At 68.6% G+C, this 12,411-nt stretch carries 10 protein-coding genes and 1 tRNA gene; 10 read left to right on the top strand and 1 reads right to left on the bottom strand.

All coding sequences use genetic code 11. The features are described 5' to 3' along the window. The 10 genes from H0U68_RS08915 to H0U68_RS08870 form a co-directional block, all read left to right on the top strand. On the top strand, positions 1-1,271 hold a 1,271-nt coding region (locus tag H0U68_RS08915), incomplete at its 5' end, for a response regulator (RefSeq protein ID WP_296354735.1). Then, positions 1,272-2,111, top strand: a complete 840-nt coding sequence (locus tag H0U68_RS08910; protein ID WP_296354733.1) for a protein-glutamate O-methyltransferase CheR — start codon at positions 1,272-1,274, stop codon at positions 2,109-2,111. After that, positions 2,108-2,704, top strand: a complete 597-nt coding sequence (locus H0U68_RS08905) for a chemotaxis protein CheB (protein WP_296354730.1) — start codon at positions 2,108-2,110, stop codon at positions 2,702-2,704. The genes H0U68_RS08910 and H0U68_RS08905 overlap by 4 nt, the downstream gene beginning before the upstream one ends. Further along, a complete protein-coding gene (locus tag H0U68_RS08900; protein ID WP_296354729.1) occupies positions 2,701-3,828 on the top strand; it encodes a hybrid sensor histidine kinase/response regulator in 1,128 nt (375 codons plus the stop codon). Before H0U68_RS08905 ends, H0U68_RS08900 begins: the two co-directional genes overlap by 4 nt. A gap of 43 nt (positions 3,829-3,871) precedes the next feature. Then, positions 3,872-4,976, top strand: a protein-coding gene (prfB, locus tag H0U68_RS08895; RefSeq protein ID WP_296354727.1) for a peptide chain release factor 2 whose coding sequence is annotated in 2 segments (ribosomal slippage) — positions 3,872-3,952 and positions 3,954-4,976 — 1,104 coding nt in all. Because the reading frame shifts where the segments join, the coding sequence is not laid out codon by codon here. After that, positions 4,976-5,641 carry an HAD-IA family hydrolase gene (locus H0U68_RS08890; RefSeq protein WP_296354725.1) on the top strand — a complete coding sequence of 222 codons (666 nt, stop codon included), beginning with the start codon at positions 4,976-4,978 and terminating at the stop codon, positions 5,639-5,641. Before prfB ends, H0U68_RS08890 begins: the two co-directional genes overlap by 1 nt. Beyond that, positions 5,634-8,315, top strand: a complete 2,682-nt coding sequence (gene pepN / locus H0U68_RS08885; protein ID WP_296354723.1) for an aminopeptidase N — start codon at positions 5,634-5,636, stop codon at positions 8,313-8,315. The genes H0U68_RS08890 and pepN overlap by 8 nt, the downstream gene beginning before the upstream one ends. Before the next feature lie 23 nt (positions 8,316-8,338). Beyond that, positions 8,339-9,604: a 6-phosphofructokinase gene (locus H0U68_RS08880; protein ID WP_296354721.1), complete on the top strand. Its 1,266-nt coding sequence runs from the start codon at positions 8,339-8,341 to the stop codon at positions 9,602-9,604. A 105-nt stretch (positions 9,605-9,709) separates the two neighbouring features. Next, a tRNA-Thr gene (locus H0U68_RS08875) sits at positions 9,710-9,785 on the top strand. A gap of 188 nt (positions 9,786-9,973) precedes the next feature. Beyond that, a complete protein-coding gene (locus H0U68_RS08870) occupies positions 9,974-10,447 on the top strand; it encodes a c-type cytochrome (protein WP_296354719.1) in 474 nt (157 codons plus the stop codon). Positions 10,448-10,450: 3 nt separating this feature from the next. Here the strand turns inward: H0U68_RS08870 and dsbD are convergent, their stop codons facing one another. Then, positions 10,451-12,226 carry a protein-disulfide reductase DsbD gene (gene dsbD, locus H0U68_RS08865; RefSeq protein WP_365731165.1) on the bottom strand — a complete coding sequence of 592 codons (1,776 nt, stop codon included), beginning with the start codon at positions 12,224-12,226 and terminating at the stop codon, positions 10,451-10,453. Between the last annotated feature and the right edge of the window lie 185 nt (positions 12,227-12,411).

Here is a 12,411-nt window from a genome sequence, read left to right as displayed (position 1 = left end):
CGTCCGGCGGCGCCGGCAGCCGCATCCCGGCCCGCCCGCCCAGCGGCCCGGCCTTCGCCGACGACCGCGAGCAGCCCGCCGGCGCGCGCCGCACGGTGCTGGTGGTGGAGGACGACGTGGTGTTCGCGCGCATCCTGTTCGACCTGGCGCACGAGCTGGGCTACCGCTGCATCGTCGCGCACCAGGCCGAGGAAGGCGTGCAGTTGGCCACCGCGCACTTGCCGCAGGCCGTGCTGCTGGACATCCGGCTGCCCGACGACAGCGGGCTGGCCGTGCTGCAGCGGCTGAAGGAAAGCGCGCGCACGCGGCACATCCCGGTGCACGTGCTGTCGGCCGAGGACCTGGCCGAGCCGGCGCTGCAGATGGGCGCGATCGGCTACGCGATGAAGCCGGCCACGCGCGAGCAGCTGCGCGACATCTTCCAGCGGCTGGAAACCAAGCTCAGCCAGAAACTCAAGCGCGTGCTGGTGGTGGAGGACGACCCCCGCCAGCGCGAAAGCGTGGCCCATCTCATCGGCGACGGCGAGGTCGAGATCACCGCCGTGGGGCTCGGCCAGGAAGCGCTGGACGCGCTGGCCGATTCCGTGTTCGACTGCATGATCATGGACCTGAAGCTGCCGGACATGACGGGCCAGGAACTGCTCAAGCGCATCGCCGCCGGCGAGAGCCGCTCGTTCCCGCCGGTGATCGTCTACACCGGCCGCAACCTGAGCCGCGAGGAGGAAGCCGAGCTGATGCGCTACTCGCGCTCCATCATCATCAAGGGCGCGCGCTCGCCCGAGCGCCTGCTCGACGAGGTGACCCTGTTCCTGCACCAGGTGGAAAGCCAGCTGTCCAGCGAGCGGCAGGACATGCTGCGCACCGCGCGCACCCGCGAAAAAGCGTTCGAGGGCCGGCGCATCCTGGTGGTGGACGACGACGTGCGCAACATCTTCGCGCTGACCAGCGCGCTGGAGCACAAGGGCGCCGAGGTGGAAGTGGCGCGCAACGGTGTGGAGGCGCTGCAGAAGCTGGCCGGCGCTGCCCCCGTCGACATGGTGCTGATGGACGTGATGATGCCGGAGATGGACGGCTACACCGCCATGCGCGAGATCCGCCGCAATCCGCAATGGCGCAAGCTGCCTATCATCGCCGTGACCGCCAAGGCCATGAAGGACGACCAGGAACGCTGCCTGGCCGCCGGCGCCAACGACTACCTGGCCAAGCCGATCGAGCTGGAGCGCCTGTTCTCGCTGATGCGGGTGTGGATGCCCAAGATGGAGCGGCTCTGAGTGGCCGGCCGCAACACCACCATCGCCGAGATCGAGCTGCGCCTGCTGGTGGAGGCGGTGTACCTGCGCTGGGGCCAGGACTTCCGCGACTACTCGGTCGCGTCGCTGCGCCGCCGGGTGGAGCACGCGCGCGAGCAGATGGGCATGCCCACCATCTCGGCGCTGCAGGAGCGGGTGCTGCACGACCCCGACGCCTTCTCGCAGCTGCTGCAGCACCTGACTGTACCGGTCAGCGAGATGTTCCGCGACCCGCCCTACTTCGAGGCGCTGCGCCGCCACGTGGTGCCGGTGCTGCGCACCTACCCGTCGGTGAAGATCTGGGTGGCCGGCTGCAGCACCGGCGAAGAGGCGTACTCGCTGGCCATTCTGCTGCGCGAAGAAGGCCTGCTGGAACGCGCCATCCTCTACGCCACCGACATCAACCACGCCTCGCTCGACCGCGCGCGCCAGGGCGTGTATGCGTTGGACCGCATGCAGGGCTTCACGCAGAACTACCAGCGCGCCGGCGGCCTGGAGAGTTTTTCGCGCTACTACACGGCCGGCTACGGCGGCGCGCTGATGGACAAGTCGCTGCGCGACAGCATCACCTTCGCCGACCACAGCCTGGCCACCGACAGCGTGTTCGCCGAGACGCACCTGGTGTCGTGCCGCAACGTGCTGATCTACTTCAACCGCACGCTGCAGGACCGCGCGCTCGGCCTGTTCCACGAATCGCTCATCCACCGCGGCTTCCTGGGGCTGGGCTCCAAGGAAACGCTGGACTTCTCGGCCTACGCCGGGCGCTTCGACACCGTGGCGCGCTCCGAGCGGGTGTTCCGCAAGCGCAAGGAGGCGGTGTGACCGCGCCCGCGAGCCAGCCAGCGCGCGAGGTCGACGCGATCGCCATCGGCGCCTCGGCCGGCGGCATCGATGCGCTGTTCTTCCTGCTGCAGGACATGCCGGCCGGCGGCGCCGTGCCCATCGTCACCGTGCTGCACCTGTCGCCCGACCGCGACAGCCAGCTGGTGGACATCTTCCGGGCACGCCTGTCCATGCCGGTGCACGAGGCGCAGCCCCACGCGCCGCTGGCGGCCGGCACGCTCTACTTCGCGCCGCCGGGCTACCACCTGCTGGTGGAGCCCGACCGCACGTTTTCGCTGAGCTGCGACGAGCCGGTGCTGTATTCGCGTCCGTCCATCGACGTGCTGCTGCAGTCCTGCGCCGAAGCCTATGGCGAACGGCTTGCCGCCTTCGTGCTCACCGGCGCCAACGACGACGGCGCCAACGGCCTGGCGGCGGTGGCCGCGGCCGGCGGCTTCACCGTCGCGCAGGACCCGGCGGACGCCAGGCACGGCACCATGCCGGCCGCGGCGATCCGCCGCGCGGCGCCCGACCTGGTGCTGCCGCTGGCCGGCATCCGCGCGCTGCTGCACACTCTGATGTTCCGGACATGATCACCGACACCCCCGCCGCCAAGCTGCTGCTGGTCGACGACCTGCGCGAGAACCTGGTCGCCCTGCAGGCGCTGGTGCGCGGCGACGGCCGCGAGGTGTTCTGCGCCCACTCGGGCGAAGAGGCGTTGTCGCTGCTGCTGGAGCACGAATTCGCGCTGGCCATCCTGGACGTGCAGATGCCGGGGATGAACGGCTTCGAGCTGGCCGAGCTGATGCGCGGCACCGAGCGCACCCGCCGCATCCCGATCGTGTTCGTGAGCGCGGCCGGCCGCGAGATGAACTACGCGTTTCGCGGCTACGAAACCGGCGCGGTGGACTTCCTGCACAAGCCGCTGGACCCGCAGACGGTGCGCAGCAAGGCCAACGTGTTCGTCGACCTGTTCCGCCAGCGCCAGGCGCTGGAGCACGCGCAGGAGGAACTGCAGCGCGCCGTGCGCATGCGCGACGACTTCATGGGGCTGGTGTCGCACGAGCTGCGCAACCCGCTCAACACGCTGTACCTGCAGGTGCAGGTGCGCAAGCGCCTGCTGGCCAGCGGCAAGCTGCCGGAGCCGCCGGCCCTCGTGCAGATGGCCGAGCGCGACGAGCGCCAGGTGCGCAGCATGATCCGCCTGCTGGACGACATGCTGGACGTGACGCGGCTGCGCACCGGCAGGCTGGGCATGGAGCCGGCGCCGATGGACCTGGCGCAGATGCTGCACAGCCTGGTGGAAGCCATGGGCGAGCAGGCCAAGGCTGCCAGCACGCCGCTGGAGCTGGACGCGCCGCCGCACCTTGCGTTGACGGCCGACGAATTCCGCATCGAACAGGTGGTGACCAACCTGCTGACCAATGCCCTGCGCTACGGCGGCGGCGGCCCGGTGCGCGTTTCACTGGCCACCGAAGGCGCGCACGCGGTGGTGTCGGTGAAGGACCAGGGCCCGGGCATCGCGCCGCAGGACCAGGAACGCATCTTCGGGCAGTTCGAGCGCGCCGAAGCCACCAGCGCCGTGCCGGGCCTGGGGCTGGGCCTGTTCATCAGCCGGCAGATCGCGCAGGCGCACGGCGGCAGCCTCACGGTGCGCAGTGAACCCGGCGCGGGCGCGGAGTTCCTGCTCAGGCTGCCGCTGGACGCACCCGCGTGAGAAAATCGCCGGTTGCCCCTTTGAATCACCGGAACCACACGCCATGGACGCAGAACGCATCAACCTGATCGGCACCACCCTCACCGATCTGCAAGCCCGTACCGCCGACTTACGGGGGTATCTTTGACTTCGATGCCAAATCGGAACGCCTGAGAACCGTCAACGCCTCGCTGGAAGATCCCACGGTCTGGAACGACCCGAAGAAGGCCCAGGAACTGGGCAGGGAAAAAAAGCAGCTCGATGACATCGTCGTGATGCTGCAGAACCTCGAGCGCGATCTGTCGGACAACCTCGAGCTCTATGAGATGAGCAAGGAAGAAGGCGACGAAGCCGGCCTCGCCTCCATCGAAGCCGACGCCGGCATGCTCGCCAAGGACGTCGAGGGCCTGGAATTCCGCCGGATGTTCAACCAGCCGGCCGACCCGAACAATTGCTTTCTCGACCTGCAGGCCGGCGCCGGCGGCACCGAGGCGTGCGACTGGGCTTCCATGCTGCTGCGCCAGTACCTGAAGTACGCCGAGCGCAAGGGCTTCAAGACCACGGTGGAAGACGAGACGCCGGGCGACACCGCCGGCATCAAGGGCGCCACCATCAAGATCGAGGGCGAGTACGCCTTCGGCCTGCTGCGCACCGAAACCGGCGTGCACCGCCTGGTGCGCAAGTCGCCGTTCGACTCCTCGGGCGGGCGCCACACCAGCTTCGCAAGCGTGTTCGTCTATCCCGAGGTCGACGACTCCATCGAGATCGACATCAACCCGGCCGACGTGCGGGTGGACACCTACCGCGCGTCCGGCGCCGGCGGCCAGCACATCAACAAGACCGACTCGGCGGTGCGCCTGACGCACATTCCCACCAACATCGTTGTGCAGTGCCAGGACAGCCGCAGCCAGCACAGCAACCGCGACGTGGCGTGGAAGCGCCTGCGTTCGCGCCTGTACGACCACGAGATGCGCAAGCGCATGGAAGCGCAGCAGAAGCTGGAAGACAACAAGACCGACGTCGGCTGGGGCCACCAGATCCGCAGCTACGTGCTGGACAACAGCCGCATCAAGGACCTGCGCACCGGCGTGGAGATCTCGGCCACCCAGAAGGTGCTGGACGGCGACCTCGATGCGTTCATCGAAGCCAGCCTGAAGCAGGGCGTGTGATGGCCACGCGTGCTTTCATCTTCGACATGGACGGCACGATGGTGGAGTCCATGCCGGCGCATGCGCGCAGCTGGGACGAATTCCGCAAGCGCCACGGCGTGGCGATGGACGTCGACGAGATCATGCGCCGCACCACCGGGCGCACCGGCGTGGAATGCATCCGCATTCTCATGGGTGACGACGTGCCGCAAGACCGCGCGCTGGAACTCATCGGCGAGAAGGAAGCGATCTACCGCGAGATCTTCGGCAAGGAATTCCGCGAGGTCGCGGGCTTCCACGACTTCGTCGTGCGTTCGCGCGAAAGCGCGCTGAAGATCGCGATCGCCACCGCCGGCGACCGCCTGAACCTGGCGTTCGTGCTGGACCACCTGAAGCTCGGCCTGCCGCCCGACGCCGTGGTGCGCGGCGACGAAGGGCTGCCGGGCAAGCCGCAGCCGGACATTTTTCTCGGCGCCGCCAAGCGGCTGGACGCGCAGCCGGCCGAGTGCATCGTGTTCGAGGATGCGCCGTTCGGCATCGAGGCCGCGGGCCGCGCCGGCATGCGCGCCGTCGCCATCTGCAGCACCCATAGCGCCGAAGAACTCTCCGGCCCGCACGTCATCGCGCAGGTGCGCGACTACAAGGAACTCATGAAAGCCAACTTCCTGGAGCGCCTGGATGCGTGAAGGTCAATCCAAACTGGTCCACCGGGCCGACTACCAGCCGCCCGCGTTCTGGATCGACACGGTCGAACTGTGCTTCGACCTCGACGCCGCCAAGACCCGCGTGCTCAACCGCATGCGCGTGCGCCGCAACCCCGGCGCCGCCGCGCAGCCGCTGCGCCTGGACGGCGAGGAGCTGAACCTGGCGCGCGTGCTGGTCAACGGCCAGGGCACCTCCTTCAAGCTGGAGAACGAACAGCTGGTGCTGGAGAACCTGCCGGCCGGCGACGAGCCGTTCGAGCTGGAGATCTTCACCACCTGCATGCCGGCCAAGAACACCAAGCTCATGGGCCTGTACGTGAGCAACGACTCGTTCTTCACGCAGTGCGAGGCCGAGGGCTTCCGGCGCATCACCTACTTCCTGGACCGCCCGGACGTGATGGCCAGCTACACCGTCACGCTGCGCGCGGACAAGGCCCGCTACCCGGTGCTGCTGTCCAACGGCAACCTGGTGGAGGAAGGCGAACTGGAGGGCGGGCGCCACTTCGCCAAGTGGGTCGACCCGTTCCGCAAGCCTTCCTACCTGTTCGCCCTGGTGGCCGGCCAGCTGGTCTGCCGCGAGCAGCGCGTGCGTTCGCGCGGCGGCAACGATCACCTGCTGCAGATCTACGTGCGCCCCGGCGACCTGGACAAGACCGACCACGCCATGACCTCGCTGATGGCTTCGGTGGCCTGGGACGAGGCGCGCTTCAGCCTGCCGCTGGACCTGGAACGCTTCATGATCGTCGCCACCAGCGACTTCAACATGGGCGCCATGGAGAACAAGGGCCTGAACATCTTCAACACGAAGTACGTTCTCGCCACCCAGGCCACCGCCACCGACACCGACTACGCCAACATCGAGAGCGTGGTGGGCCACGAGTACTTCCACAACTGGACCGGCAACCGCGTCACCTGCCGCGACTGGTTCCAGTTGTCGCTGAAGGAAGGCCTCACGGTGTTCCGCGACCAGGAGTTCAGCATGGACCTGGCGGGCACGCCGTCGGCGCGCGCGGTCAAGCGCATCGAGGACGTGCGCGTGCTGCGCACCGCGCAGTTCCCCGAGGACGCCGGCCCGATGGCGCACCCGGTGCGGCCCGACCAGTACCTGGAGATCAACAACTTCTACACCGTCACCATTTACGAAAAAGGTGCGGAGGTGGTGCGCATGATGCAGACCCTGGTGGGCCGCGAGGGCTTCGCCAAGGGACTGCAGCTGTACTTCGAGCGGCACGACGGCCACGCCGTCACCTGCGACGACTTCGCGCAGGCCATCGCCGACGCGAATCCCGAATCGCCGCTGGCGCGCCAGCTGGAGCAGTTCAAGCGCTGGTACAGCCAGGCCGGCACCCCGCGCCTGCGCGCCCAGGGTCACTACGACGCGGCCTCGGGCATCTACTCGCTTACGCTGTCGCAGAGCTGCCCTGCCACGCTGGGCCAGCCGGACAAGCAGCCGTTCGTGATCCCGGTGGCGCTGGGCTTGCTGGATGCCGAAGGCCGCGAGCTCACCACCGGCATGCACGTGCTGTCGCAGCAAAGCGAAACCCTCACCTTCCCCGGCATGCAGCGCGCGCCAGTGCCCTCGCTGCTGCGCGGCTTCAGCGCGCCGGTGGTGCTGGAGTACGACTACACGGATGCCGAGCTGCTCAACCTGCTCACGCACGACGCCGACCCGTTCAACCGCTGGGAGGCGGCGCAGCGCCTGGCCACCGGCCGCGCGCTGCGCTACATCGGCACGCAGGGCCTGGCGGCGGCCGACGTCCGGCTGGACGACGCCTTCGTCGGCGCCATGCGCGACATCCTGCGCCATCCCACGCTCGACGCGGCGTTCAAGGAGCTGGTGCTCACGCTGCCCGCCGAGACCTACATCGCCGAGCAGCTGGACAAGGTCGATCCGCAGCGCATCCACGCGGTGCGCGAAGCCATGCGCGCGCAGCTGGCCCAGGTGCTGTACGACGACTGGCAGTGGGCCTACGAGGCGCACCGCGAGAACGGCGGCTACCGGCCCGACGCGGTGTCCAGCGGGCGCCGCGCGCTGACCGGCATGGCGCTCACGATGCTGTGCCTGGCGTCGCGGGGCCCTTCGACAGGCTCAGGGCGAACGGATGCGGGGGCGGATATGTGGGCCGGCAAGGCCTACCAGCGCTTCAAGGACGCCACCAACATGACCGACCGCTTCCACGCGTTGTCGGCCCTGGTGGTGGGCGGCGGCGACCTGGCGCCCAAGGCCATTGCCCGCTTCCACGCCATTTTCCAGCACGAGCCGCTGGTGCTGGACAAGTGGTTCGCGCTGCAGGCCGGCCAGCCGGACCGCGGCGGCAACGTGCTGCCCGTGGTGCGCCAGCTGATGGCGCACCCGGACTTCAACATCCGCAACCCGAACCGAGCGCGCAGCGTGATCTTCAGCTACTGCAGCGGCAACCCCGGCGCGTTCCACCGCCCCGATGCCGCCGGCTACGTGTTCTGGAGCGAGCGCGTGATGGAGCTGGACGCCATCAACCCGCAGGTGGCCGCACGCCTGGCGCGCGCGCTGGACCGCTGGAAGAAGCTGGTCGAGCCGCTGCGCGGCGCGGCGCGCGAAGCCATCGCCCGGGTGGCCGCCAAGCCCGACCTGAGCAACGACGTGCGCGAAGTGGTCACGCGCGCATTGGCCGACTGAGCCTGCAACAGGGAGATGCCGCGATGGCCACCAAGAGAAACGCGTTCTACGCGCAGTCGGGCGGCGTCACCGCCGTCATCAATGCCTCGGCCTGCGGCGTGATCGAGATGGCGCGCGCCAACCGCGACCGCATCGGCAAGGTCTATGCGGGGCGCAACGGCATCATTGGCGCGCTGACCGAGGACCTGATCGACACCGGCAAGGAGACCGCCTCGGCCATCGCGCTGCTGCGCTCCACGCCGTCCGGCGCGTTCGGCTCGTGCCGCTACAAGCTCAAGTCGATCGACAGCCACCGGCGCGAGTACGAGCGCCTGATCGCCGTGTTCCAGGCGCACGACATCGGCTGGTTCTTCTACAACGGCGGCGGCGACTCGGCCGACACCTGCTTCAAGGTCAGCCAGCTCGCCGACAGCATGGGCTATCCGATCCAAGCCATCCACGTGCCCAAGACGGTGGACAACGACCTGCCCATCACCGACTGCTGCCCCGGCTTCGGCTCCGTGGCGAAGTACGTGGCGGTCTCGACCCTGGAAGCCTCCTTCGACGTGCGGTCGATGTGCCTGACCTCCACCAAGGTCTTCGTGGTCGAGGTCATGGGCCGGCATGCCGGCTGGATCGCCGCGGCCGGCGGCCTGGTCGAGGACCACGGCATCCCGGTGGTGATCCTGTTCCCCGAGATCGAGTTCGACGAGAAGAAGTTCATCGCGCGCGTCGGCAAGCTGGTCAAGGAGCACGGCTACTGTTCGGTGGTCGTGTCCGAGGGCTGCCACTACCCCGACGGCCGCTTCCTGGCAGAGCAAGGCACGAAGGACGCCTTCGGCCATGCCCAGCTCGGCGGCGCCGCGCCAGTCGTCGCCAACATGGTCAAGGAAGCCCTCGGCCACAAGTTCCACTGGGCCGTGGCCGATTACCTGCAGCGCGCCGCCCGCCACATCGCTTCGAAGACCGACGTGAAGCAGGCCTACGAGCTCGGCAAGAAGGCGGTCGAGCTGGCGCTGAAGGGCCACAACGCGGTGATGCCGACGGTGGAGCGCCTCTCCGACGTGCCCTACAAGTACAGGATCGGCGTGGCGGATCTCGCCAAGGTGGCCAACGTCGAGAAGTTCATGCCGCGCGACTTCATCACGAAGGACGGGTACGGCATCACCGACAAGTGCAAGCGCTACCTGCGCCCGCTGATCCAGGGCGAGGATTACCCGAAGTACGGACGCGATGGCCTGCCGGTCTATGTGACGCTGAAGAACGTGGCGGTGGCCAAGAAGCTCGGGGGCTTTGCCTTGAAGGCTTGAACAATCGGCTTTCGCGGCACGCACACATCCGCTGCGTCAAGGCCTTCCGATAGAATGCGCGCTTCGATCCGATCGACCACCCCACGGGCGGTGCGCGATCGAAATGCCGGTGTAGCTCAGTTGGTAGAGCAGCGCATTCGTAATGCGAAGGTCGGGAGTTCGACTCTTCTCACCGGCACCAGATGCAAAAGGCCCGCGATCGCTCGCGGGCCTTTCTCTTTGGGCTGCAAGTGGGCCGCACCGTGGCCTGCGGCCTTGCGGCGAAATGGCACATGAGCGGGTTCGTCAGTACAGCGGCCCGACGCGAGCGCCGCCCTATTGACTCGGTCTTTGCCGCTCGCCTAAGCTTGCGGCAACCTCCCTCACCCTGTGAAGCACAAACCCCGTTTCTGGGCCTCGTCAGCGCTGATCGTGTACATGGTGGCGCTCGGCGTCCATGCGACGGTCCGGGCGCCCGCCGCCCGGCACATCGACGCCGGCAACACGAAGCTCGTTGCATGGGGAGAGCGCGTGTATGGCGAGCGCTGCGCCGCCTGTCACGGCGCCCGGCTCGAGGGCCAGCCCGGCTGGCAGCACATCGGTGCCGACGGTCGCTTGCCGGCACCGCCTCATGACGAGCGCGGCCACACGTGGCACCACTCCGACCGCTACCTGATCCGCGTGACGACGCATGGGCTCATCCCCGGCAAGGATCGACCCTCGGACTACCGGAGCGGCATGCCTGCTTTTCGAGAAGCGCTCAGCGACGAGGAGATCGTCGCGGTGCTGTCATTCATCAAGAGCACGTGGTCCTACGAGTACCGGGCGTGGCAGGAGCGCGCCGGCGAGAGCGAGCACGAGTGACGCTCAAAGCCGCGCCTGGGCGAGGCTTTGCAGAAAGCGCTCGGGTGCTTGATAGCCGATGACGCGCAGCGACCCGAGTTCGCGTCCGCCAGCATCGAAGAACACGATCCCCGGCGGGCCGAACAGCCCGAAGCGCTTGAGCAGTGCCCGGTCTTGTGCCGAGTTGGCGGTGACATCGACCTGCAGCAGCACCGCCTTGTCGAGCTTTGCACGGACCCTCGGATCGGCGAAGGTGAAGCGCTCCATCTCCTTGCAGCTCACGCACCAGTCGGCGTAGAAGTCGAGCAGCACCGGGCGGCCGGAAGCGGCGAGGGCGGCGTCGAGTTCGGCCACCGTGCGCACGCGCGTGAAGCGCGGGCCCTCGTGAGCACCGGGCCTTGCCTGCGCTCCTGCCGCATCGCCGCCAGCACGGCTTGCCAACGGCGCCAGCGGACGCAGCGGATCGCTCGCACCGGCAGCGGCGCCGACGAGTTGCAGCGCGCCGGCGATCGCGAGCACCAGGCCGGCCGTCTTGCCGAGCCGCAGCGCAGCCCCCGCCCGTTCGGGCAGGCGGTCGAAGACGAACAGGAAAGTCGCCGCGCACAGCAGCACGGCGCCCCAGCCGGCCACGGCCAACGGCGCCGGCAGCACCGGCGACAGGATCCACCAGGCCACTGCCAGCAGCAGCACGCCGAATCCGCGCTTCACGCCCTCCATCCATGCGCCGGCGCGCGGCAGCAGGCTGCCGGCCGAGGCACCGACGAGCAGCAGCGGCACGCTCATGCCGGCCGCCAGCGAGAACAGCGCGCTGCCGCCGAGCAGCACGTCGCGCGTCTGGCTGATGTAGATCAGCGCGCCGGCCAGCGGCGCGGCGACGCAAGGGCTAACGATCAGCGCCGACAGCCCGCCCATGGCGAACACACCGAGGGCATGGCCTCCGGGCAGGCGGTTCGTCCCGCTGGAAACGCCGCTGCTCCAGGCAGCCGGCAGCTGCAGCTCGTAGAAGCCGAACATCGACATCGCCAGCGCGGCCAGCATCGCTGCGAAGACGCCCAGCACCCAGGGCGTTTGCAGCGCGGCGGCGAGACCCTCGCCGGCCAACCCGGCCGCGACGCCCAGCAGCGTGTACACGAGGGCCATGCCGAGCGAGTAGACGATCGACAGCGAGAGCCCGCGGGAGCGGGACACCGCGCCGCCCTTGCGGCCTGCGCCGACGATGATCGACGACAGGATCGGCAGCATCGGCAAGACACAGGGCGTGAAGGAAAGCAGCACGCCGGCCAGGAAGAAGGCGCCGACGACGATCCAGTAGCGCCCGCTGCGCAGGGCGCCGTCGATCGAGGCATCGCCGGAGCTGCCGAGCCTCGGCGCGCTTGCGTCCGGTGCAGGGGCGGCCGGGGCCGTGGCGGCATCGACCGCGCGTCCGTCGAGCGTGCCTGTCGCCATGTCCGCGGCCACGGCGGTACCGCCGAGGGTCATGACGCGCACCGTGCCGTCGCCGCCAAAGCCCGCCAACCGGACCTCTGCAGCGTGGGTCATCGGCGGGTAGCACAGCCCCTTGTCGGCGCAGCCCTGGCTGGTCACGTTCAAGGCAAAACCAGCCGGGGCGTCTTCGACCGGAAGGCGGATCGTCAGGCTGCCCCGATGCGTCTCCACGTCCTTGCCGAAGGTTTCGTCGAACTTGACCTTGCCGGCCGGGATGACGGCCGCGCCCAATCGGGCCGCGGGCGGCTCGGCCGCAAAGGCGAACTGCTCCCGGTACAGGTAGTAGCCGTCCGTCACCTTGAAGACGATTTCCACGGTGCGATCGTCGAGGGTGCGTGCCTAGAAGCGGAAGGCCTGCTCGGGCGGCAGGAAGTCTTCCGCGGCCACCGCGACCGGGAGCGCCAGAAGCGAGACGACAAAGCTCAGGAGGATCGACAACGCTCGCATGGCTAACTCCGGGTTCAGGCTGCGCAACTCAGCGGGCCTTCGACAACAGCGGC

It is taken from the genome of Ramlibacter sp. (assembly GCF_013697775.1).
Lineage (GTDB): Bacteria > Pseudomonadota > Gammaproteobacteria > Burkholderiales > Burkholderiaceae_C > Ramlibacter.
The sequence above is the reverse complement of the archived record's forward strand: the minus strand, read 5'-3'. Positions and strand labels throughout refer to the sequence as shown.

What these genes read in the sequence shown, in the direction of transcription:
- H0U68_RS08890 (WP_296354725.1), top strand. Translation starts at nt 4,976, where the DNA reads ATGGCCACGCGTGCTTTCATCTTCGACATGGACGGCACGATGGTGGAG.
- H0U68_RS08880 (WP_296354721.1), top strand. Translation starts at nt 8,339, where the DNA reads ATGGCCACCAAGAGAAACGCGTTCTACGCGCAGTCGGGCGGCGTCACC.
- pepN (WP_296354723.1), top strand. Translation starts at nt 5,634, where the DNA reads ATGCGTGAAGGTCAATCCAAACTGGTCCACCGGGCCGACTACCAGCCG.
- H0U68_RS08900 (WP_296354729.1), top strand. Translation starts at nt 2,701, where the DNA reads ATGATCACCGACACCCCCGCCGCCAAGCTGCTGCTGGTCGACGACCTG.